Origin of the sequence: Parasphingorhabdus sp. (assembly GCF_036964565.1) — a bacterium.
Lineage (GTDB): Bacteria > Pseudomonadota > Alphaproteobacteria > Sphingomonadales > Sphingomonadaceae > Parasphingorhabdus.
Map to the genome: position 1 here is coordinate 262,704 of NZ_JBALTN010000006.1, position 23,050 is coordinate 285,753.

The window sequence follows — 23,050 nt, forward strand, 5'->3', positions numbered from 1 at the left end:
TTGGCCAACGCCCTAGCACGAACTGGTAAAGAAATGGAAAGGGAACAAGCATTATGCTGCATTTTGCTGCATTCGCGGCTTGTCCCTATCAACAGCGTGCTGCGACAAAAAAGGCGGTACCTTTCAGTACCGCCCTTCCCGTTTTGTCGAAGCGTTGATCAGAATTCGTAGCGAACGCCCAGCTGGATCCGCCACAGCGATGCGGACAGATTCTGGAAGTTCGTGTCGTCGGGCGAGAAGCCCTTCATCACGTACCGGCCGTTGCCATCGAAGCCGCCGGTGATCAGCGGAGTGGTGTAGTTGCGCGAGCGGAACAGGTTGGCACCGCTGTCGATCAGGTTCAGCACGTTGTTGAAATCGGCAAAGACCTGGATCTTGTCCTCGACACCGAACAGGCGGCCCGGTCCGGGCAGTTCCTGCGACAGGCGCATATCAAGGTCGAAGAACCAGTCATTGCGGCAGCTGTTGCGCGGGATCGACTGTCCGCGATATTTCGCAATGCACTTGTTGGCGTTGATATAACCGTCGAGGCCCGCTGCTGCTTCTGCAGCGGTCTGCACGACATTGCCGCCGACGACATTATCGACATAGACCACATTGGGGTCGGTCAGACCCGTTGGTACATAGAGCAGCGCGTTGTCATTGCCCGATGACGAGTCGTTGAACACCGCACCATTGTCGAAGGTAACGCTGTACGGACGACCCGAACGCGCCACGAAGACAAAGCCAAGCTGGGTGGCGAGATCACCGAAGAACTCCTCGCGGAAGTTCATCGCCCAGGTGATGTTGTGGCGCGATTCATATTCCGAGGTCGCAACGGCCACGTTCTGCCGGTCAAAGGCCGCGACAATGTCGAAGCTCGAGGTTGCGGTCGAGCTGGCATTGTAGCGGTTGTTCTTGGCGTTGGTGTAGGCATAGCCGAGGTTGAAGCTGACGCTGCCGTTGTCGGTCAGCAGCCCGCCGTCCCAGTATTTGCCAAGCCGGACCGAAGCCACATGGCTGTTGAAGGATGCGCCATTGGTCAGCTGGATCTCGTCATCCCGGCTGGTGCTGAAGCAGGCCGCATTGACATTGGTATATGTCGGCGACACGCCACCGGTGCCGGTCAGGGTTGCGGTACAACCAGCATTATTGGGATCGATGGCCCGATAGATCGGACGGCCGTCAACGGTGAAGCCGTTCAGGCCGAGAGCCGGATTGACCACCTGCGACAGATCGACAAAATCGGCCGAGTTGCGGAAGCGGCTGAAGATATAGTCGAAGTTCAGCTTCCAGTCGTCGAAGAAGCCGCCGTTGCCGGTACCGAAGGTCGTCGACACGCCGAAGTTGGCGCGCAGCACCGTCGGGGTCTTAAAGTTCGGGTCGGTCGACTGGGCATCGCCGAGGCCGCGAGCGGCCGTATCAACACCGGCATCGACCGCACAGGTTGGCGCTGTCGGCGCCGAGCCGTTGGTCGGAACCGCGAGCTGCGTGCCGGCAGGAACGCAAGTTGCTGTGCCGCTCCGTCCCTGACCCACGCCAAATCCATTGTTCTGGAAGGCGTTGGACAGCCAAACGGACGGATCGCCGCCGGTGAAGATGCCGACGCCGGCGCGGACCTGGGTATCCCTGAAGAAGCCCTGGTTGAACATGTCATAGGTCGCAGCAAAGCGCGGCATCAGGACCGGGTCGACCTTGCTGAATGCATTGGCGTTGGTGAAACCGTAGCGGTCCAGGAAGACCGGATTGGCCGCCGGTGCATCACCGTCGAGCCAGTCCAGACGAACACCACCAACCAGCGTCAGCTGATCCGTGGCTTTCCATTCGTCCTGTGCGTAGATCGAGAAAAGTCCGCGCTCCCAGTTGGCCGCTGCGTCATTGACATCGCCCGAGAAGGAATAGTTGCCGTAAAATCCTGCCGCGGCGTTGTTGGCCAGGCAGTTGGCGACGCTGCCACCCTGAATCTGGTCTGCCGTCGGGAAGGTGTTGGTACCGCAGGCAAGCAGACCGGCCTGCAGATCGGCGACATTGGCGAAGGTAAACGTACCCGTGGCATTCTGCACGAACAGGTTGAACACCTTGGTGTGGTTCAGTTCGCCGCCCAGCGTCAGGTTGTGATCGCCGGCTTCCAGATTGGCCTTGACCTTGAACTGGTTGATTTCGGTCTTCAGGTCGTTGGCAGCGCGGGAAAAGCCGGGGCCAAAGACCAGCGAGCCATTTTGGCCATTGTCCGGATTGACGACACCGACGACGATCCGCGGGATCGGATTGCCGCTTTGTGCTTCACCGCCGCCGACCGGATCCTGAAGATCCTGGACTTCCGAGCGCGAAGCGCGGATTTCGGTGGAGAAGCGATCGGTCCAGTTGGAATAGAGACGCGCCGAATAATAGTTGGATTCCGTACCCGAGTTATAGAAGCTGTTGTTGCCCGAATAGGTGCGGCTCGAGGTGCTGACATCGTCCGAGCTGACCTTGGTCTCGTCGAGGCGCTGGTAGGTGGCCTCGAAACGGTGCTGGTCGTTGATTACCCAGTCGAGACGACCGAAGAAGCGGCGGTTGGATTCTGGCAGGCTGCGCGTGATGCCGCCGGACTCGATGCCGAAATTCTGGCGAACGATGTCGGAGACCGTGTTGAACTGCGCTTCGGTGACGAACGGCAGTTCGGTGCCGAAGCCGGCACCGATGGGGCCGGTTACCTGCGACGAGCCGAGCTTGGCTTCTTCATAGCCGAACGAGAAGAACAGGTGATCCGGAATGATCGGACCGGACAGGGTCGCGCCATAGCGTTTCTCGTTGAACGGATCGATGGTCAGGTCTGTGTCGGCAAATTTGTCGCCCTGCAAGCCGCTGTCGGAATAGGTGAAGAAGGCGCTGCCGTGGAACTGGTTCTGGCCAGCCTTGGTCACGACGTTGATCGCGCAGCCGGTGAAGGCGCTATATTCGACGTCATAAGGAGCGAACTCGACCGAGGTTTCGGCGATGACGTCGAACGGCAGCGGCAGCGAGTTGCGCGAGGCAAATGGCGTGCCGTTCAGGCCGTAGACGTCCGACTGGATGATGCCGTCAACCGAGAAGGAGTTGGCGCGGTCGTTGCCGCCAAGGCAGCTGACGCGGTCATTCGAGCCCGAGCGGTCGAGGCTGACGCGCGGGTCGATGCGGATGAAGTCGCGGATATCGCGGGTGATGGTCGGGAAGGTTTCCAGTTCGGCAGCGCCAAAGGACTGTCCGGGGCCGATCGCCAGCTGCGAAATCGCGACCCGTGCGCCGGTGACAACGATGACATTTTCGCTGGCGCCGGTGGTCAGCGTGAAGCCGAGGGTGGTGTTGCCCTGCAGGTTGATGCGGACATTTTCAAGCGTCTGGCCTTCATAGCCGGGAGCGGTTGCGGTGACGGTATAGGGTCCGCCGGTGGTCAGGCCTTCTGCGCGGAACTGTCCGGACGTACCCGCCGAGATCGAGCGCTCTGCACCGGTACGCGTGTCGGTGACGACTACGGTCGCGCCGGGCAGGGAATTGCCGGACTCGTCGCTGACGGTGCCTTCAATACCCGAGGTGATTTGCTGCGCTGCTGCCGGAACGGCCATCAGGCCGGCGGTGGACAGGCTGACAACGCTGGCAGCCAGAAGATATTTGATTTTCATGATATGAATTCCCCGTTCATAAACCGCTAGAAAAATAGAATGTAGTAGGATGATCGCCTGCAAACCATCGACAGAGAGATCAATGCAGGCCGTCTCTAGGGCCCTTAAATGACAGTTTTGTCTCAAGTGAAACGAGAAATGCCGCGGTGCAGCATTTTATTTTCCGGGAGGGAAATGAAGAGCGCCGAAACGGTCGGAAAATGCAGATGTCGATCGCCGTGTCGGCGTGCCATCCCGTTGTTTTATCGCACTATATTTCGGAGACGACCCGATCGAACAGGGCGTCGAACGCCGATTCACACTGTTGCGAATTTATCACGATATCGGCATGGATTTTCGATGGCTCGACATAAAGATCGTGCATCGGCCCGACCTGATTGGCGAATTGTTCCCGTACCGATTGGGCGGTGCGTCCCCGCTCCCGGACATCGCGTTCGAGTCGGCGGGCAAGACGCGTCCCGGAATCGCATTCGACGAAAATGCCGAGATCGAGAAGATCGCGCAGCGGCTTGTGCTGCAATATCAATATGCCGTCGATCAGGATCACCGGCCGCGGTTCGGTGCGCTCGGTTTCTGCCTTTGGCATATGAGTGGGAAAATCATAGAGCGGGCGGTCAATCGCCTGTCCGCCCTTCAGCTGCGCCAGTTGCGCGCACATCTGATCGAAATCGACCGCGTCGGGATGATCGAAATTGGGACCGCCCTTGCCCGCGGGGGCATCCCCCAGCCCGAAAAAATAGTCATCCTGCGGCAGGATCACGCACTGGTCGGGACCCAGACGGTCGAGGATTTTCCGCGTCAGCGTGGTCTTGCCGGAACAGCTGCCGCCGCTGATACCAATCGCCCTGGGGGTCATATCAGGCCGATTTCGCGCAGCCGCTGTTGCAGATAGTCATGCGCGGTGATCGGCTCCGGATAGCGATCCGGATGGGTCTGATCGACACAGCTCGGCAGGGTCTCGATTTCATAGTCCGGCCGGAAGTGAAGGAAGAAGGGCATCGAATAGCGCGAGAAGCCGCGCCGGTCCGGCGCCGGGTTGACGACGCGGTGGGTGGTCGACGGCAGGCGGTCGTTGGTCAGCCGCTGCAGCATGTCGCCGATATTGACCGCCAGCTCGCCCGCCTTCGGAGTGACCGCGCGCCAGTTGCCCTTGCGGTCAAGCAGTTCCAGGCCAGCCTCCTCGGCACCGATCAGCAGCGTGATGGTGTTGATATCCTCGTGCGCCCCGGCGCGGACGGCGGGCGAATCTTCCGGGACCGGCGGATAGTGGATCAGCCGCATCACCGAATTGCCGTCCCTCACCGTGTCGACGAAGAAGTCCGGCGCCAGCTCGAGATAGCGGGCGATCGCTTCCAGGATGCGCGCGCCGGCCTTGTCGAAGGCCGCAAACATTTCCAGATAGGTTTCGCGAAAGCCGTCAAGCTCCTGCGGCCATATATTGGGCGGCATATAGGGTTCGAACGGATGCCCGTCGGGTAGTTCGCGACCGATATGCCAGAATTCCTTGAGGTCGCTGATGTTGCTATCCTTGGCGCTTTCGGTGCCGAACGGGGTGTAGCCGCGGGCCCCGCCGCCACCGGGAATATGATAGGCACGCTTCACATCTTCCGGCAGCGCGAAAAAGGCGCGGGACATGGCTTCGGCGCGGGCGATCAGCTCGTCGGGGATGCCGTGATCGGCGACGACGGCAAAGCCCCAGTCGGAAAAGCTGCGGCCGATCCGTTCGGCGAAGGCATCGGGATCGTCTTCCGCCATGGCGAGGGAGACGGCAGCGAGCGTGTCTGGATTCTGGGTCATAATATCAAGATGCGTCCTCGGGCGCGTTTGTCAATCGCGATCGGTCAGCCGAGCGACAGCAGGACCCCGGCGAGGGCCGCGCTCATCAGATTGGCAAGCGATCCCGCGGCCAGTGCGCGCAGGCCAAGCCTGGCGATAACCGGGCGCTGGTTGGGCGCGAGACCGCCGGTCACCGCCAGCTGGATGGCGATGCTGCTGAAATTGGCGAAGCCGCATAGGGCGAAGATGACGATCGCGTTGGTCAGCGGCGAGATACCGTCCTGCATCTGGCCCAGTTCGATGAAGGCGACAAATTCGTTGAGCACCACCTTGGTCCCGAACAGGCCGCCGGCGCCGAGCGCCTCGTCCCACGGGACCCCGATCAGATACATGATCGGCGCGAAAATATAGCCGATCACCTGCTGGAAACTGAGGTCCGGATAGCCGAACCAGCCGCCAATGCCGCCAAGCAGGCCGTTGGCCAGGGCGACCAGGGCGACAAAGGCGAGCACCATCGCGCCGACCGCTACCGCCAGCTTGACGCCGGTCTGTGCGCCCATGCCCGCGGCCATGATGATATTGGCGGGCTTCTCGTCCTCATATTCGACGGCTATCGCCAGCTCTTCCGGCGCCGGATCCTCTGGATTGTCCGGCATGATGATCTTGGCCATCAGGATGCCGCCGGGTGCCGACATGAAGGCGGCGGCGAGCAGATAGTCGATGCGGATGCCCATCGCCGCATAGGCCGCGAGGATCGTGCCGGCGACACCGGCCATGCCCACGCTCATCACGGTGAACAGCTGCGACTGGGTCAGGCTGGCGAGATAGGGCCGGATGACCAGCGGCGACTCGCTCTGGCCGACGAATATATTCGCCGCTGCACACAGCGATTCCACCTTCGAGATGCCGGTGACCTTCTGAATACCGCCGCCGACCCATTTAATGACAAACTGCATCACGCCGAGATAATAGAGGATCGAGATCAGCGCCGAGAAGAAGATGATCACCGGCAGCGCCGCGATCGCGAAGCTGTTGCCGCCAATCGTCGGATCGGCCAGCGGTCCAAAGATGAAATTGGTACCCGCCGAGGCATAGCCGAGCAGGTTCGAAACGCCGAAGGCCATCGCCTCGATGACTCGTTTGCCGGCCGGAATATAGAGCACGATCACCGCAATGCCCGCCTGCAGCGCAAAGGCGGCGCCGACCACGCGCAGGCGAATATTGCGCCGCCCGGTCGACAGGCCGAAAGCGATCAGCAGGATCAATGCCATGCCGGCAAGGCTGGTCAGGATAGCCATGATGTGATTCTTCCCATCAAAGGGGTGGAGCGGACGACGCTCACCAGGTGAAACTCCCGGCCTCGGTGTTGCAGGCCGCGGCGAGACGATCGAGACAGTCGTCAATATCGTCCGAGATGATCAGATGCTTGCGCCGGTCCGCGGATACAAAGCCCTGGTCCGTCATCGTATCGAGAAAGGCGATCAGCGAATCCCAGTATCCGGCGATATTCAGAATGGCAAAGGGCTTGTTGTGATAGCCGAGCGCGTTCCAGCTCCACGCTTCGAACAGTTCGTCCATCGTGCCGACGCCGCCCGGCAGGGCGACAAAGGCATCGGTCAGGTCGGTCATCTTGGCCTTGCGCTCGTGCATGTTCCTGACGATATGCAGCTCGGTCACGCCGGTATGCGCGACTTCCAGATCCTTCAGCATCTCGGGGATGACGCCATGAACCCGGCCGCCCTCGGTCAGCACGGTGTCGGCGATGATGCCCATCAGGCCAAGCCGGCCGCCGCCGTAGACCAGGTCGACGCCCCGCGTCGCCATCGCCTTGCCGAGCAGGATGGTGGATTCGGCATAGGCCGGATGGTTCCCGGCATTGGCCCCACAATAAACAGCCAGTCTTTGCAAATTGCCCCCGATCGCGCGACACGAAGCGCCGCGATCTGATAATGTACGTTTCTTTTTCCCTATAGAAAAAATGCGCCGCGTGACTATTTCTTTTTTTTCGCGACAGACCACGCTAGATCATCGCGATGACAGATACTGCAAAAACCAATCTCATCCCGCGCTCGCTGTTCGTCTTCGCGGTCCTCTATGGCGGAATGACCTGCATCGCCGGAATATTGGGCGCGAAACAGGTTGCGATCGGACCGCTGGCGGTCGAATCCGGGATCTTCCCGTTCCTGCTGCTGGTGGTATTGTCGAGCTCCGTGGCCGAGCTGCACGGGCGCGATGTTGCCAACCGGCTGGTCCGCTTCGGCTTCATTCCGCTGATCACCGCGATCGTCCTGATCCAGATCGTGCTGGCGCTGCCGACCGATCCGGGCATGTACGAGCCGGCCAAGGAGGCCTTTCCGATCATCCTGTCGCAGGGCGCGCGGCTGATGTTTGCCGGGATCATCGCCTATGGCGTGTCGCAGTTTCTCAACGTCTATATCTTCTCGCGTCTCGCCAGCATGAAGGGCGCCTTGCTGGCCCTGCGCGCCGCCATCGCCAGCGCCCTGTCGCAAATAGTCGACACGGTCATCTTCATCACCATCGCCTTCTACGGCGAACGCCCGATCGGCCAGCTGCTGCTCGGACAGGGGTCGGCCAAGGTCGTGCTGTCGTTCCTGCTGGTGCCGTTCCTGATCATATTCTTCGTCAAGCTGGGCGAGCGGCTCGACCGCGAATAGGTCCGATCGATCCGGCGCCGCGCTTCGGCGAAGGGCTAGCGGATCCGGTTGTAGATGATATTGGCCCGCGCCAGATCCTCGCGCGTGTCGACGTCGATCAGCAGCGGGTCGTTGCCGGTGATCCGCTCGGCACTCGCCAGCACCGCCCGGGCCCCGGTATCGCCTTCCAGCGCCAGCAGTTGTTCGAGCGTTTCGGCAGGAAAAATCGCCGGAGGCATGACCTGCCCGCCGCGCGCGGAAGCGACCGTTTCACCCGATCGCTCGAACGCGCGAATCAGCTGGCCGAGATGTTCAGCCGTGACAAAGGGCATGTCGGCCAGCAGCACGCACAGCGCCGCGGCCCCGCTGTCCAGAGCATGCGCCGCGGCAATCCGGACCGAACTGGCCTGACCCTCCAAAGCTTCCGGGTTTTCGATCATGTCATAGCCGAGCTCGCGCCATTGCGGAGCGCAGTCATGCGCCGGCGAACCGATCGCCAGCTTGCCGGCAAAGGGCATGGCCGCGGCCGTTTCGGCGGCATGCAAGCCTAGCATCTTGTCGCCGAGCAAGGCGCTCAGCTTGTCTGGGTCACCAAATCGGCGCGATTGTCCGGCGGCCAGCAGCGCCAGCAGGATGCCGGAACGCGCGCTCAATTGGCGGCGCTGCTCTCGAGATAGGCGATCACCGCCTTGCGCTGCGCCGCATCGCCAATCGCCCCGGCGACCATCGTCGTGCCGGGAACCTTCGCCGCCGGGTTGGCTATGAAACTGTCCAGCTCCGCCGCGGTCCAGGTTATGCCGGAGGCCTTGAGCGCGTCGGAATAGTCAAATCCTGCGACCTGTGCGGCCGGCTTGCCGACGATCCCGAACAGATTGGGGCCGGCGCCATTGGCCGCGTCTGGGGCGATGGCGTGGCAGGCGGCGCAATTGGCAAAGGCGGCCTTGCCTGCGGCGACTAGCGCGGTTGCCGAATCCCCGCCAGAAGCGGCAGGCGAGGCGGTTGCCGGTTCGGCCCCCGCTTCGCGGACGATGATCTGCTCGACCGGTCCGGGTGCCGGATCGGCGCCGCATGCGGCGAGCAGGAGAGGCGCGAGACAGGCAAGATTGCGGACGATGGTCATGGTTCGGATCCGATCAGGCAAAGCTGTGCTTGGACAGCGGGAGTTCGCGAACCCGCTTGCCGGTGGCGGCAAAGATCGCGTTGGTGACCGCAGGTGCAATCGGCGGCAGGCCGGGTTCGCCGCCGCCGCCCAGACGCTTGTGGTCGCCGTTGATCAGCGCCACCTCGACCGCCGGCATCTCGTTCATGCGCAGCATCGGATAGTCGTGGAAATTGCTCTGCTGGACCTTGCCGTCCTTCAGCGTGATCTCGCCGTAGAGCGCGGCGGTCAGGCCATAGGCAATCGCGCTTTCCATCTGCGCGGTAAAGCCGTCCGGGTTGATGACAAAGCCGGGATCGGCGGCGACATAGACCTTGGTCACCTTTGGCTTGGGCCCGCTCATGTCGACCTCGGCGACCTGCGCCACGATCGAGCCAAAGGACGGCACGAAAGCGATGCCGCGGCCGTGCTTCTCGGGCAGCGCGCTGCCCCAGCCGGACATTTTCGCGGCGGTGTCGAGCACCTTGAGATGGCGCGCTGATCCCGCGAGTAGTTCGCGGCGAAAGACATAGCCGTCCTTGCCGGCGGCATGGGCCATTTCGTCGACAAAGGATTCGATGAAGAAACCGTGCTGGCTGTGGTCGACCGAGCGCCATGGGCCGAAGCGCAGCTGCATCGGCACGTCGACCTTGCGGATCCGGTGGCTGGCAATATTGTAATAGGGGACGGTCGGCGCGTCCTTCGGGTCGAACAAATGGGTGTGGATATTGCTCCAGCTGACCGCCTTGCCCTCCTTGTCGAGGCCGCCGCGGAAGCGGCTGGTCGCCGAGGGGCGATAATGGTCCTGCGCGGTATCCTCTTCGCGCGACCAGATCATCTTGACCGGATAGCCGGTGGCCTTGGCGATCCGCGTCGCCATGACGATATTGTCGCTTTCCGACCGGCGGCCGAAACCGCCACCGAGATAGGCGTTGTGATAGGTCACGTCCTCGAACGCCAGACCGGCGGCGTCCGCCGCTGCCTGGCGGGCATTGACCGGGGCCTGGTGGCCCGACCAGACGTCGCACTTGCCGTCGCGCACCCAGGCGGTGCAGTTCATCGGCTCCATCGTGGCGTGGGCCAGGAACGGCACTTTATATTCGGCTTCCACCTTGACCGCCGCGCCGGCAAACGCCTTCGCGGCATCGCCCTGCTCGGTCTCGATATCGCCGCCGTCCTCGCCGGCCTCGTCGAGATGGGCGGCATAGCGGGCGAAGATCGCATCCTGGTCGAGGCCGTCGCCTTCGGTCTTGCTATACTGGGTGTCGATCGTGTTCAGCGCCTGCTGGGCCTGCCAGTAACCGTCGGCAACCACCGCGACAAAATCCCCCATGTTGAGAATCTGCAGCACGCCGGGCATCGTCTTCGCGGTCGTCGCATCCATCGATTCGACCGTGGCCCCGACCACCGGCGCGGCCCGGACCGCGGCATATTTCATGCCGGGGACCTGGGCATCGATACCGAATATCGCGCTGCCATCGACCTTTTCGGGAATGTCGTGGCGCGCCTTGGGCTGGCCCATGATCGTGTAGTTTTCCGGCGATTTCAACGTCGGCTTGGCCGGCAGGCTCTGCTCCGCCGCGGCGAGCGCGAATTGCGAAAAGGGGGCGGACTTGCCGCTTCCTCTGTGCAGGATCATGCTGTTGGCGGTGGTGATTTCGGACGCTGGCACCTGCCATGCGCTCGCCGCGGCGGCGACCAGCATTTCGCGGGCGGCGGCGCCGGCGGTGCGCATCGCGCGCTGGCCGGTGGCGCGCACCGAATAGCTGCCGCCGGTGAACTGCAGGCCCATCGCCTGGGCCAGTTCGAGAATTCCCCCGGCCACCGTCGGCTCGAACAGCGCCGGCACCTCCAGATCGGGAAACAGGAAGTCACGGCCGATCGAATCGGAAACATATTGCATGTCGGCCGGGGCCTCCAGAATCCGGACCTTGTTCCAGTCGGCGTCCATCTCGTCGGCCAGCATTTGCGCCAGCGCGGTATAGACGCCCTGGCCCATTTCGACATGCGGAACCACCGCCGTGACGACATTGTCGGCCCCGACCTTGACCCAGGCGTTGAGCAGCTGCTCATCCTTGCCGTCGGTGAGCAGCGGGCTCAGCCGCTCGGTCGGGTTGCCCTGGCGCACGGCGACGCCCACCACCAGCGCGCCGCCGGCGACGACGCCGGCACCGATGAAGGCGCGGCGAGTCCACTTGCCCTTGGTTCCGGGGCGGTCGGTCGCTGTCTTGCTCATGCCGCCGTCTCCGTCGCCTTGGCCTGTTCGATGCCTGCGGCCGCCTTGATCGCGGCGCGAATCCGGTTGTACATGCCGCAGCGGCAGACATTGCCCGCCATCGCGGCGTCGATCTGGGCGTCGGTCGGCTGCGGGTTTTTCTGCAGCAGCGCGGTTGCCGACATGATCTGGCCCGACTGGCAATAGCCGCACTGCGGCACCTGCGCCTCGATCCACGCCTGCTGCACCCGGTGCAGCGTGCCGTCGTCGCTGGCAAGACCCTCGATGGTGGTGATACTCTTGCCCTCGGCCGCCGAAATCGGCGTCGAGCAGCTGCGCACCGGCTTGCCGTCGAGATGCACGGTGCAAGCGCCGCACTGGGCAATGCCGCAGCCGAACTTGGTGCCGGGCAGGTTGAGATTCTCGCGTACCACCCACAATATCGGCGTCGCCGGATCGGCATCGACCTCCCGGGGCTGGCCGTTGACGTTCAGCGTGATCATGCAATCGCTCCCGGATTATTGAATGGCAATTTGCAACTTATAGCGGAGGGCTGGCTGCAAGCCAAGTGTCCTTTGGGACATGGCCCCGGCCCGGCTGGATCACTCCGCTGCCGCCTCAGGCAAATATATCGGCGAGGGCGCTGGTATCCGTGCCTTCCTTTTCGGTTCGCAGATCGACATAGATGGATGCCACCCCGGCCGCCTGCAGCGCGCCGGTGATCGTGTTGCTGACCAGCGTGATGATCCCCAGAAAAACCGTCCCCAGCGAACCGAAGAAAGCGACAAACAGCCCGAACACGAAGGCCAGCGCAAAGAAGATCAGCAACAGCACCAGGATCATCCGCTTCGATCCCGACGTCAGGTCCGCGCTGCGCTTGAGCGAGTCGATGATCCCGCGGTCTTCCGCCATCATCACCGGTGTAGCCACAACCCACATCAGATAGAGAATGATCCCCGGCACGATCAGCAGCAGCAGGCCGAAGCCAATGCCCAGGCCCATCACTATGCCCAGGCCGATCAGCGGCAGCAGCTTCTTGACCGCACGCGACACGCAGTCTCCGAGGCTGAGCGGCTTGCCGCCCAGATCATTGAGCGTCGCCACGATCAGCGTCGCCTGCAAAAGGATCGAAAGCAGCATCAGGGCGAGGAAGCCAAATCCCTGCGCCGAATAGTTGGTGCTGACGGCAAACCCGTCCGGACCGGAACTGTAGCCGCCCTGCATGGTCTGCAGGAGCGCATTGGGAACGCCGATGATCAGGAAGGACAGCCCCAGATAAATGGCCGGGTGCCGCATTATGACGCCAAATGTATTGTTCAGCACCCGGCTGATATCGATCTTGCCCACTGCGTCAGCCATGCTTCAATCCCCCTGATCCGTTCGCCGGTCAGGCTGGCACAATTATTCCTCCGGGTAAAGTTGAACCGCGAGTCAATCTTCGCGCTTGCCCCGTCATGGGGATTCTGCGACACTTTCCCGGTGGCAAAAGTAGCGCAAGACAAGGCAGGTGATGTGAGCGCTTCTTTCGACGTGGCCTGGGAAGAGATGCGTGCCGACACCGACATCCAGTTTGTCCCGAGCCCGCCGCCGCCGGCACCCGAAATCCCGCAATGGTGGCGAGATTTTCTCGCCTGGGCTGGCGACTTGCTCTCGCCGCTGTTCGAGGCTCTGGCGTTATTCTGGCCGATAATCCGGATCCTGCTGCTGGCCCTGCTGGCCGCCGGAATCCTCACTCTCCTGTGGGTCATCCTGTCGCCCTATCTCGAACAATGGCGCGGCCGGAAACGCCCCGCCGAAGAAGGCTGGCAGCCGCCACCCGAAGCGGCACGCGAATGGCTGGCGGAAGCCGAAGCGCTGGCGGCAGAGGGACAATTTGACCGCGCCGTACGCCTGCTGCTGCATCGCAGCATCGCCGATATCACGGAACGCAGGCCGAACGCGCTGCAGCCGTCCAGCACGGCGCGCGAGATCGAGCGGCTTGCCGGCCTGCCGGACGCGGCCCGCGCGATGTTTGCGGTGATCGCCGCCCAGGTCGAACGCGGCCTGTTTGCGGCGCGTCCCGTCGACGAGAGCGGCTGGCAGGCGTCGCGCGATGCCTATGCCGGCTTTGCGCTCAACGACACATGGCGCAAGGCGGCGACCGAATGAGCCGACAGGCCAATCCCTTCCAGCGCACGACCATCATGATCCTGTTCGTCGTCGGCTTCGCCGCTTTTGTGGCGCTGCTCTATGGCCTTGGCATGGGCGATCCGGGGACCGGGAGCAGGAATGGCGAGGCGCATGGCGCCTCGAGCAGCGTCGTGGGCTACAAGGCGCTGGCCAGTCTGCTGGAAAAAACCGGGGTGCCGGTGCAATATTCCCGGTCGCAGGCCGGCATCGACAACGCCGGGCTGCTGATACTGACACCGGGTCCCTTCACCCCATCGAAGGAGATTGACGCGGTGGTCGAAGAGCGGGCCTATATCGGACCGACGCTGATCATCCTGCCGAAATGGCAGGTCGCGACCAGCGACAAGCTGAAGCGGGGCTGGGTGATGCGCGGCGACCTGTTGGGCGGTGAGCCGGGCGAGCACATGCTGTCCGGGCTGGCCAAGGTCCGCATCTCTGCCGGTGACCAGCGGCCCGCCGGGCAGACCGCCGCCTCTGCGGTCGGTTCGGTGGTGGACATACCCGAAAGGCCGGTCACCATGTCTGGCGAAACCATTCGCACGGTCGTGCGCGGACCGGCCTCCGGCAGCGCGCTGGTCGGCTATCTTGATGATGGCGGTGTCTATGCGCAACTGGACCGCCTCGATGAATCGCGGGTCACCGACCCGGATGCCGTCCACGAATCCCTCTTTCCGGTGGTGATCGTGGCCGATGCCGACCTGTTCAACAATGGCGGCATGGCCAGCGAGCAAACCGCCCGCCATGCCCTGGCGCTGGTCCGGGCGGCGGCCACCGCCAGCGATGGCAGCGTGACCTTCGATCTCACCTTCAACGGCCTGGGGAGCGCGCAAAATCTGCTGACTCTCGCCTTCGTCCCGCCCTTTCTCTCGGCCACGATCTGCCTGATCACGGCCGCGCTGGCCGCCGCATGGATGGCGTTCAACCGGTTCGGTCCGCCGGCCATGGAGCGCCGCAGCATAGATTTCGGCAAGACCGCCCTGGTCAGCAACAGCGCATCGTTCATCGCCCGGATGCGGCGCGGCCATCTGGTGACCAAACCCTATGCCGCCCTGATCCGCGCGCAGGCTGTGGTGGCGCTGGGCATCAGCGCCCAGGCCGACGACCCGGAAATCGATCAGCGGCTGGATGAGCTGGGGGAGAAGGATGGCAATCGTTTCACCGCCCTGTATGAGCAGCTGATTCGCGCCCGCAAGCCGGAAGACATAGCCAACGGGGCCGCGTCCCTCCACGCCTGGAAAAAGGAATTTATCGGATGACTATCGACGAGCTCAAGACCCTGGCGGACAATATCCGCGGCCAGGTGGCCAAGGCGATCATCGGCCAGGAGGAGATTGTCGATCATCTGCTGATCGCGCTGTTTTCTTCCGGCCATGTCCTGCTGGAGGGTCCGCCGGGCACGGCCAAGACTTTCCTTGCGCAATGCTTTGCCGCGACGCTCGGCCTCGATTTTGGCCGCATACAGTTTACCCCGGACCTGATGCCGGGCGACATCATCGGCTCCAATCTGTTCAATTTCCAGACCAGCAGCTTCACCCTGACCCGCGGGCCGATCTTCTGCGATCTGCTGCTCGCCGACGAAATCAACCGGACGCCGCCGAAGACGCAGGCGGCGATGCTCGAGGCGATGCAGGAGCGCTCCGTAACCATTGATGGCGAGACCCACGCGCTGGGTGCGCGTTTCATGGTCGTTGCCACCCAGAATCCGATCGAGCAGCAGGGCGTCTATCCGCTGCCCGAAGCGCAGCTCGACCGCTTCCTGTTCAAGCTGCTGGTCGGCTATCCCGATGCCGAGGAAGAAAAGCGGATCGTCAGCCAATATGGCGAGCGTGTCGGCGCTCCGGTCCCCGCCGACTTCGGCATCGAAGCGCAGGCGGACGGCGCGGCGCTTGCCGCTGCCGCGGACGTGGTGAAATCGGTAAAGCTGGTGGAGGCTGTCGTCGACTATGTCGTCCGGCTGATCCGCGCCACGCGCGAAACCGCCGATCTGGAAAATGGTGCCAGTCCGCGCGCAGCGATCATGCTGGCCAATGCGGCGCGCGCCCGCGCGGCGATCGCCGGACGCGACTATGTCATCCCCGATGACGTCAAGGCGCTGGCGCCGTCGGTGCTGCGCCACCGGACGATGCTCTCTCCGGCCGCGGAAATCGAGGGCCAACAGGTCGACAGTATCATCACCGCACTGGTCGAACGGACGGAAGCGCCCCGTTGAATTTCTACCCCACCGGCCGCGCCGTCGCGCTCATCGCCCTGGGCGCGCCGATTGCTGCCGTGCTGGCAGCCGTCATGCCCTCGCTGTGGGCGATCGGCGCTGGCTGGGCGTTGCTGATCATCCTGCTGCTGCTGTGCGACGGGTTGGTCGCGGCGAGGGCGGATGACGTCCAACTGGCGGTGGCGGGCAGCGGAGAAATCGGGGCGCCGATGACAGTGGGGCTGAACGCCGCCTTTTCGGGCAAGCGCCCGCCCCGCCGGTTAATGGGCAGTCTGGGCCTGGACGAACGACTGGCGGAATCCGGGAAAATTGCCTTCTCGCTCGCGAGCAACCCTGCGGCGCAAGGGGCCTTTTCCGGTCAGGCCACGATCATTCCGGTGCGCCGCGGGACCGGCAAGATCGGTCGGCTCTGGCTGCGATGGAACGGACCGCTGGGACTGGCCTGGCGTCAGATTCAGAAGCAGGGCGCGCAGAGCGTGGCGGTGATGCCGAACATATCGGCCGTGCGCAGCCCCTCGGTACAGATGTTCCTGCGCGATTCGCTGTTCGGACTGCTCGCGCGCAAGTTTCGCGGCGAGGGCAGCGAATTCGAGGCGCTGGCCGAATATCGTCCCGGCATGGACCGGCGCAGTATCGACTGGAAGGGCTCGGCGCGGCACAGCAAGCTGCTGGCCAAGGAATATGATACCGAGCGCAACAACCAGATCGTGTTCGCGCTGGACTGCGGTGCGGCGATGTGCGAGCCGGTCGATGGACTTCCGCGCATCGACCGGGCGGTATCGGCGGCGCTGCTGACCGCCTATGTCACGCTGAAGGCCGGCGACCGCGCCAGCCTGTTCAGCTTTGCCGCCAAGCCGGAACTGTCGACACCCTTTCTGTCCGGAAGCCGCAATTTCTTCCGCCTGCAGCAGGAGGCCGCAACCATCGAGTACCGGCATCAGGAGAGCAATTATACGCTGGCCCTGTCGACCCTGCAGGGGCAGCTTCAGCGCCGTTCGCTGATCGTGATTTTCACCGATTTCACCGATCCGACCGCCGCCGACATGATGCTCGAGGCGGCCGGTCGGCTGATCGACCGGCATCTGGTGCTGTTCGTGGTGCTGGAGGACCGGGAACTGACCACGATCATCGACAAGCCACCCGAATCCACCGAAGATGTGGCAAGGGCGGTGACCGCCCGCCATCTGCTCGACCAGAAAAAGCTCGTGCTGACCAGGCTTCGGCACATGGGCATCGACGTGATCGAAGCCGCTCACCAGGATATCGGTACGCGCCTGATCAACAGCTATCTGGCAATCAAGCGGCGGGGCGCCTTGTGAGTTCGGATCAGGCCCTGAACGCAGCGCTGCTGCGCAGCGACCGCTTCCGGCTGGAACGGGAAGCGGACTGGCTCCGGCTGGAAGAGATCGTGGCGAAGACGGAAAAGGGCAAGGCGCGGCGCCTGTCCGACGACGATGTGCTGGCGCTGCCGACCCTTTACCGGACGCTGCTGTCCAGCCTGTCGATCGCCCGGGAAAATTCCCTCGACGCCGGCCTGATCGACTATCTCGAAGGCCTGGCGCTGCGCTCCTATTTTCTGGTCTACGGCACCCAGACCGGCTTTGCCCGCTGGCTGGGCGGGTTTTTCGGCGGGGGCTGGAGCCGGGCGGTGCGCGCGATCGGGGTGGATATCTGGATCGCCCTTGCGGTCATGGCCGCCGGCACCGCCATTGGCTTTTTTTTGGTCGCCGGTGACGCCGACTGGTTTTACGCGCTGGTCCCATCCGGTTTTGCCGATGTCCGGGTACCGGGGGCCAGCGAACAGGCGCTGCGCGGGACGCTGTTCGGCGCACAGCAGGACGAGGGGCTTGGCGTGTTTGCGGCCTTTCTGTTCAGCAACAATGCGCAGGTCGCGATCCTCGCCTTCGCTCTCGGCTTTGCCTTTGCGATCCCCAGCATATTGCTGCTGATCCACAATATGGCGTTGCTCGGCGCGATGCTCTGGGTCTTTGCCCAGCGCGGGCTGACGGGCGATTTTCTCGGCTGGCTGTCGATTCACGGCACCACCGAGCTTTTTGCGATCCTGCTCGCCGGTGCCGCGGGAATCCATGTCGGCCGCTCGATCGCCTTTCCCGGCACCCGGTCCCATCTCCAGGCCGCCAGCGATGCCGGCAAGCGCGCGGCCTTGGTCATGCTGGGGGTGATCTTCATGCTGATCTGCGCCGGCCTGCTCGAAGGCTTTGCCCGGCAGCTGATCGACAATACCGCCGGCCGCTTTGCCGTCGGCGGGGCGATGCTGCTGCTGTGGCTGATCTATTTCTTCGGCTTTGGTCGCGGTTCGCAGAGGTCCGGGGGATGAGCGACAGTAGAGCCGTTGAACCGTGGATCCGGCAATCCGCCAATCCGAAACTCGACCGCATTCTGGTCACCCCGGAAGGCGTGCCGCTCAATGTCACCGTGGCGACTGCCGGCGCCCGCGCCGGGGCGCTGTTGCTCGACATTGCGATCATATTGGGACTGATCCTTCTGGTCACGGCTGCCGGGGCGCTGCTGCTCTGGGGTTTCGGTGTCGCGCTGGACGGCGATCTGGAAAATGCCGGCGGTCCGCTGCAGCTGCTCGCCGTGCTGTGGATCATCGCCGTCTTCCTGTTCCGCAACGCCTATTTTCTCTATTTCGAACTCGGCGACCGCGCCGCGACATGGGGCAAGCGAGCGCTGGGCATCCGCGTGGCGGCGCGGGACGGCGGGCGGCTGACGGCCGAGGCGGTGATCGCCCGCAACATCGTGCGCGATGTCGAACTGTTCCTGCCGCTGGTGTTTCTGACCTCGGGCGAGGCCAGCGGGACGATGAGCGATTTTACCGCCTGGGCCGGCTTTCTCTGGGTCGCCATGTTCCTGCTGTTTCCGCTGTTCAACCGCGACCGGCTGCGCGGCGGCGACGTGATTGCCGGCACCTGGGTGATCCGCAACGTGAAGAGAAACCTCGCTGACATCGTCGCCCCCGCCGCCACCGAGACAACGACCGAAGGAGCGGCGTCGCCTGCGGCAGCCTACCATTTTTCCGATGCCGATCTGTCGGTCTATGGCGAGTATGAACTGCAGACGCTGGAAAATGTCCTGCGCAGCGATCAGGACGCGGCGCTGCACAGGGTGGCCGCCTCTATCTGCGAGAAAATCGGATGGGAACCGGGCAGCGGCGACGAGCGCGCCTTTCTCGAGGCCTATTATACCGCCCTGCGCGCCCGTCTGGAGCGCAGCATGAGATTCGGCAAGCGGCGCAAAGACAAGCATTCCGCTACCGAATGAGTGAGCGGGGCATAAGGCCCGACCACTTCGGCCCGCGCTTGCCGTAGCGTCACCTTAATTGCTCGGTTAATTGCTTGTTTCCGGCGGTTTTCGGCCTATAGTCCGGCCAAATTCTGACCAAGGAGCGCTCCCATGAATCTGGAATTCACCGAAGAAGAAAAGGCCTTTCGCGCCGAAGTGCGTGAATTTATTGAGAATAATTACCCGCAGAATATCGGGACTCGCGGCGTCCAGGACGAGATGAGCCGCGAGGACATGCTCGCCTGGCACAAGATTCTCGGCAAGAAGGGCTGGTCGGTTCCGGCCTGGCCGACGGAATATGGCGGCACCGACTGGACGCCGACGCAGCGCTATATCTGGTCCGAGGAAAATGCCCGCAAGAACACCGTCATGCCGCTGCCGTTCGGCGTCGCCATGGTCGGGCCGGTGATCTACACATTCGGCAACGAGGACCAGAAGGCCCAGCATCTCCCCGGCATCCGGTCGGGCGACGTGTGGTGGTGTCAGGGCTATTCCGAGCCCGGTGCCGGGTCCGATCTCGCCTCGCTCAAGACCACCGCGGTGCGCGACGGCGACGACTATATCATCAACGGCCAGAAGACCTGGACGACGCTGGCCCAGCACGCCGACTGGGGTTTCTTCCTCTGCCGCACCGATTCCGACGCGCCGAAGCCGCAGATGGGCATCAGCTTCATCCTCGTCGACATGAACACGCCCGGCATCGAAGTGCGCCCGATCAAGCTGATCGACGGCGGCTACGAGGTCAACGAAGTGTGGCTGACCGACGTCCGGGTGCCGGCGACCAACCTGATCGGCGAGGAGAATAAGGGCTGGACCTACGCCAAGTTCCTGCTCGCGCATGAACGCTCCGGCATTGCCGGCGTGGCCCGCTCGAAGCGCGGGGTCGAGCAGCTCAAGGAAATTGCTGCCTCGGAACTGCTCGACGGCAAGCCGCTGATCGAGGACATGGGTTTCGCCACCAAGATCAGCCAGCTGGAAATCGATCTCTCGGCGCTCGAAATCACCGAGCTCCGCACGCTGGCCGGCGAACAGGCCGGCAAGGGACCGGGACCGGAAAGTTCCCTTCTCAAAGTCAAGGGCACCGAGATCCAGCAGCGGCTGACCGAGCTGACGCTGGAAGCGGTCGGCCATTATGGCACGCCCGATTTCCGCAGCTTCCCGGACGACGGGTCGAACGACTTCCCGATCGGGCCGGACTATGCCCATCATGCGGCGCCGACCTATTTCAACATGCGCAAGACGTCGATCTACGGCGGGTCCAACGAGATCCAGCGCAACATCATCACCAAAATGATCCTCGGCCTTTAACCGGACCGACACAGGGGAACCAAAATGGATTTCGATTTTACCGACGAACAGAATATGGTGCGCGACGGCATCTCGCGCCTGATCCGCGAACAATATGACTTTGACACACGGCGCACTGTGATCGCCAGCGAATCCGGCTGGCGGGCAGAGCTGTGGGCGCAGCTGGCCGAACTCGGCATGCTCGCCGCGCCCTTTTCGGAAGAGGATGGCGGCTTTGGCGGCGCCACCGAAGCGATGATCATCATGGAGGAATTCGGCAAGGGCCTCGCGGTCGAGCCGTTCATCCCGACCGTGGTCTGCGCCGGCGGCGCGCTCAAGCATGGCGGCAGCGCCGCGCAGCGCGAAGAATATATCGGCGGAATCATTTCCGGCGAGATGGTCTTTGCCTTCGCCTATGCCGAACCCCGTGGCCGCTATGATCTGGCCAATCTGGAAACCACGGCCAAGGCCGATGGCGGCGACTATGTGCTGAATGGCCACAAGGCGGTCGTGATCGGCGCGCCCTGGGCGACGCATCTGGTCGTCACCGCGCGCACCTCCGGTGGCCAGACCGATCGGGACGGTATTTCCGTCTTTGTCGTCGCCAAGGATGCGCCGGGCGTCAGCACGCGCGACTATGCCACGGTTGACGGTCGCCGCGCCTCGGAAGTCTATTTCGAGAATGTCAAAGTCTCGGCCGACGCTCTGATCGGCGAGGCGGGCAACGGCCTGCCGCTGATCGAGAAGGTCGTCGACGAGGCCACCGCCGCAGTCTGCGCCGAGGCGGTCGGCGCGATGCAGGTCACCAACGCCACCACGCTCGACTATTCGCGCCAGCGCAAGCAGTTCGGCGTGCCGATCGGATCCTTCCAGGTCCTCCAGCACCGCATGGCCGACATGCTGATGGAATATGAGCAGTCGGTGTCGATGTGCTATCTCGCGACGATCAAGCTCGACGAGGATGACGCGACCCGCAAGAAGAATGTCTCCGCGGCCAAGGTCCGCATCGGCCAGGCGGCGCGCTTCATCGGCCAGGCGGCGATCCAGACCCATGGCGGCATGGGCATGACCGACGAACTCGCGGTGGGCAGCTATTTCAAGCGCCTGTCGATCATCGAGGGCGAATTTGGCAGCGTCGACCATCATATGCGCCGGCATATCGCGCTGACCGCGGGCTGACCGGAAAGGAACCCGTTCGTCCCGAGCCTGTCGAGGGACCACGCGGTGCAGAGCCTGTTCCAAGCTGCTTCGACAGGCTCGGCACGAACGACAGTGGTCCCGAGCGACGACTATAGTCCTATCAATTAAGGGGATAGCGCCTGTCTGGCTCTGTCCCCTTTTTCGCGCTAGGCCGTCTCCATCCTTTGGAGAGGGTGCAGATGAAATCCAATACTGGCCCGGCCTCAGGCGGTGTCTATCGTTATTATGTGCTGATCATGCTGATGCTGACCTTCATGTTCAACATCGCCGATCGGCTGGTGATGTCGATCCTGATCGAGGACATCAAGGCGGAGTTCGTCCTGAGCGACACCCAGATCGGCCTGCTCGCCGGCACCGCTTTCACCTTTTTCTACCTGATCCTTGGCATTCCGGCCGGCCGGCTCGCCGACCGGACCAACCGCAAGACCATGGTTGCCGTGGCCCTCGCCCTGTGGAGTCTGATGTCGGCTCTATGCGGTGCGGCGCTTGGCTTCTGGACGCTGCTGCTCGCCCGCCTTGGTGTCGGCGTCGGCGAAGCCGGCGGCGGCCCGCCCTCCGCGTCGATCATCACCGACTATTTTGCACCGCACGAGCTGTCTCGGGCGATGGGCATATTCGCCGCCGGCGCCGTGCTCGGGCCGGTGCTCGGCTATGTCGCCGGCGGGCTGATCGCGGAGGCCTATGGCTGGCGCTGGACCTTCGTCATCCTGGGGCTGCCCGGCATCTTGCTCGGCATCCTGCTCTATTACACGGTCCGGGAACCCCGGCGCGGCCGCTTCTACACCCGGAAGGCTCAGGAAGCCGTATCGGACAGGCAGGAGCCGTTTCTGGTCACCATGCGCTCGCTATGGGCGAACAGTGTGTTCGTTCGCGTGGTCATCGCCAACAGCTTCACCAATATGCCCGCCTATGCCTTTGCGATCTGGCTGGCGCCGATGCTGATCCGCAATTTCGGCCTGACGTCGGGTGAGGTGGGCGTGTATCTCGGTGCCATGCTGTTCTTTGGCGGCGTTCCGGGCATGGTCCTCGGCGGCTATCTCGCCGACTTTCTCGCTCGCAAAAATCCCCGATGGCGGCCATGGTATTGCGGGGTGGCGGTTTTCCTGACCATGCCATTCTGGATCCTCTGCCTGATGACCACCAGTCTGGAACTAACCCTCGGATTGTATCTCTGCGGCTATATCCTGCTGGTATCGACCCAGGGCGCGGCGATTTCCATGGTCCAGGCTGCGGTGATGCCAACCGAACGCGGCACCGCCTCCTCGATCAGCAGCCTGGCGATCACCCTGCTCGGCTACGGCATCGGGCCGGCGCTGATCGGGCTGATGAGCGACAGCTGGGCCCCTGCCCATGGCAGCCTGTCGCTCAACTATGCGGTCATCGCGACCGTGCTGGTCAGCCTGTCTCTCGCCACCGGCCTGTTCTGGTGGACCGGCAAGGCGGTGAAGGAAGAGCTGGAGCCGGCATCGGCCTGAG

20 protein-coding genes are annotated in these 23,050 nt (G+C 63.3%); 10 read left to right on the forward strand and 10 right to left on the reverse strand.

The annotated features are described in order from the left end of the window. Window positions 1–158 precede the first annotated feature (158 nt). The 5 genes from V7650_RS10710 to V7650_RS10730 all read right to left on the reverse strand — a co-directional run bounded on the left by V7650_RS10710 (window position 159) and on the right by V7650_RS10730 (window position 7,304). Window positions 159–3,620 carry a TonB-dependent receptor gene (locus V7650_RS10710; RefSeq protein ID WP_335656236.1) on the reverse strand — a complete coding sequence of 1,154 codons (3,462 nt, stop codon included), beginning with the start codon at window positions 3,618–3,620 and terminating at the stop codon, window positions 159–161. A gap of 250 nt (window positions 3,621–3,870) precedes the next feature. Beyond that, entirely contained in the window at window positions 3,871–4,476 is a 606-nt protein-coding gene (udk, locus tag V7650_RS10715; protein ID WP_335656237.1) for a uridine kinase, read from the reverse strand. Next, the gene (locus tag V7650_RS10720) at window positions 4,473–5,417 is read right to left on the reverse strand and encodes an isopenicillin N synthase family dioxygenase (protein ID WP_335656238.1); all 945 of its coding nucleotides are present in this window, start codon (window positions 5,415–5,417) and stop codon (window positions 4,473–4,475) included. The genes udk and V7650_RS10720 overlap by 4 nt, the downstream gene beginning before the upstream one ends. A gap of 44 nt (window positions 5,418–5,461) precedes the next feature. Next, complete coding sequence (locus V7650_RS10725) at window positions 5,462–6,694, reverse strand: NupC/NupG family nucleoside CNT transporter (RefSeq protein WP_335656239.1); 1,233 nt, start codon at window positions 6,692–6,694, stop codon at window positions 5,462–5,464. 40 nt (window positions 6,695–6,734) lie between these two features. Beyond that, entirely contained in the window at window positions 6,735–7,304 is a 570-nt protein-coding gene (locus V7650_RS10730) for a TIGR00730 family Rossman fold protein (RefSeq protein ID WP_335656240.1), read from the reverse strand. Window positions 7,305–7,429: 125 nt separating this feature from the next. On the opposite strand from V7650_RS10730, the gene V7650_RS10735 reads away from it, so the two are divergent. After that, on the forward strand, window positions 7,430–8,071 hold the full coding sequence (locus V7650_RS10735) for a queuosine precursor transporter (protein ID WP_335656241.1): 642 nt from the start codon (window positions 7,430–7,432) through the stop codon (window positions 8,069–8,071). A 35-nt stretch (window positions 8,072–8,106) separates the two neighbouring features. On the opposite strand, the gene V7650_RS10740 is transcribed toward V7650_RS10735, so the two are convergent. The 5 genes from V7650_RS10740 to V7650_RS10760 all read right to left on the reverse strand — a co-directional run bounded on the left by V7650_RS10740 (window position 8,107) and on the right by V7650_RS10760 (window position 12,762). Continuing rightward, window positions 8,107–8,703 (reverse strand): nucleotidyltransferase family protein, encoded by a 597-nt coding sequence (locus V7650_RS10740; RefSeq protein ID WP_335656242.1) that lies wholly within the window; start codon window positions 8,701–8,703, stop codon window positions 8,107–8,109. Beyond that, the gene (locus V7650_RS10745) at window positions 8,700–9,170 is read right to left on the reverse strand and encodes a c-type cytochrome (RefSeq protein ID WP_335656243.1); all 471 of its coding nucleotides are present in this window, start codon (window positions 9,168–9,170) and stop codon (window positions 8,700–8,702) included. The genes V7650_RS10740 and V7650_RS10745 overlap by 4 nt, the downstream gene beginning before the upstream one ends. 13 nt (window positions 9,171–9,183) lie before the next feature. After that, window positions 9,184–11,424: a xanthine dehydrogenase family protein molybdopterin-binding subunit gene (locus V7650_RS10750; protein ID WP_335656244.1), complete on the reverse strand. Its 2,241-nt coding sequence runs from the start codon at window positions 11,422–11,424 to the stop codon at window positions 9,184–9,186. Next, entirely contained in the window at window positions 11,421–11,906 is a 486-nt protein-coding gene (locus tag V7650_RS10755) for a (2Fe-2S)-binding protein (protein ID WP_335656245.1), read from the reverse strand. Before V7650_RS10755 ends, V7650_RS10750 begins: the two co-directional genes overlap by 4 nt. A 115-nt stretch (window positions 11,907–12,021) precedes the next feature. Next, window positions 12,022–12,762, reverse strand: a complete 741-nt coding sequence (locus V7650_RS10760) for a DUF7544 domain-containing protein (protein WP_335656246.1) — start codon at window positions 12,760–12,762, stop codon at window positions 12,022–12,024. A gap of 153 nt (window positions 12,763–12,915) precedes the next feature. Between V7650_RS10760 and V7650_RS10765 the strand changes: the two genes are divergently transcribed. The 9 genes from V7650_RS10765 to V7650_RS10805 all read left to right on the forward strand — a co-directional run bounded on the left by V7650_RS10765 (window position 12,916) and on the right by V7650_RS10805 (window position 23,049). Next, window positions 12,916–13,551, forward strand: a complete 636-nt coding sequence (locus V7650_RS10765) for a hypothetical protein (protein WP_335656247.1) — start codon at window positions 12,916–12,918, stop codon at window positions 13,549–13,551. Then, the gene (locus V7650_RS10770; protein ID WP_335656248.1) at window positions 13,548–14,828 is read left to right on the forward strand and encodes a DUF4350 domain-containing protein; all 1,281 of its coding nucleotides are present in this window, start codon (window positions 13,548–13,550) and stop codon (window positions 14,826–14,828) included. The genes V7650_RS10765 and V7650_RS10770 overlap by 4 nt, the downstream gene beginning before the upstream one ends. Next, window positions 14,825–15,781 carry an AAA family ATPase gene (locus V7650_RS10775; RefSeq protein ID WP_335656249.1) on the forward strand — a complete coding sequence of 319 codons (957 nt, stop codon included), beginning with the start codon at window positions 14,825–14,827 and terminating at the stop codon, window positions 15,779–15,781. Before V7650_RS10770 ends, V7650_RS10775 begins: the two co-directional genes overlap by 4 nt. Next, the gene (locus V7650_RS10780; RefSeq protein WP_335656250.1) at window positions 15,778–17,100 is read left to right on the forward strand and encodes a DUF58 domain-containing protein; all 1,323 of its coding nucleotides are present in this window, start codon (window positions 15,778–15,780) and stop codon (window positions 17,098–17,100) included. Before V7650_RS10775 ends, V7650_RS10780 begins: the two co-directional genes overlap by 4 nt. Next, complete coding sequence (locus V7650_RS10785) at window positions 17,097–18,119, forward strand: stage II sporulation protein M (RefSeq protein ID WP_335656251.1); 1,023 nt, start codon at window positions 17,097–17,099, stop codon at window positions 18,117–18,119. The genes V7650_RS10780 and V7650_RS10785 overlap by 4 nt, the downstream gene beginning before the upstream one ends. Then, the gene (locus tag V7650_RS10790; protein WP_335656252.1) at window positions 18,116–19,066 is read left to right on the forward strand and encodes an RDD family protein; all 951 of its coding nucleotides are present in this window, start codon (window positions 18,116–18,118) and stop codon (window positions 19,064–19,066) included. Before V7650_RS10785 ends, V7650_RS10790 begins: the two co-directional genes overlap by 4 nt. Before the next feature lie 132 nt (window positions 19,067–19,198). Next, complete coding sequence (locus tag V7650_RS10795) at window positions 19,199–20,395, forward strand: acyl-CoA dehydrogenase family protein (RefSeq protein WP_335656253.1); 1,197 nt, start codon at window positions 19,199–19,201, stop codon at window positions 20,393–20,395. Window positions 20,396–20,419: 24 nt separating this feature from the next. After that, window positions 20,420–21,553: an acyl-CoA dehydrogenase family protein gene (locus V7650_RS10800; RefSeq protein ID WP_335656254.1), complete on the forward strand. Its 1,134-nt coding sequence runs from the start codon at window positions 20,420–20,422 to the stop codon at window positions 21,551–21,553. Between the two features lie 200 nt (window positions 21,554–21,753). Next, the gene (locus tag V7650_RS10805) at window positions 21,754–23,049 is read left to right on the forward strand and encodes a spinster family MFS transporter (protein WP_335656255.1); all 1,296 of its coding nucleotides are present in this window, start codon (window positions 21,754–21,756) and stop codon (window positions 23,047–23,049) included. Window position 23,050 lies beyond the last annotated feature (1 nt).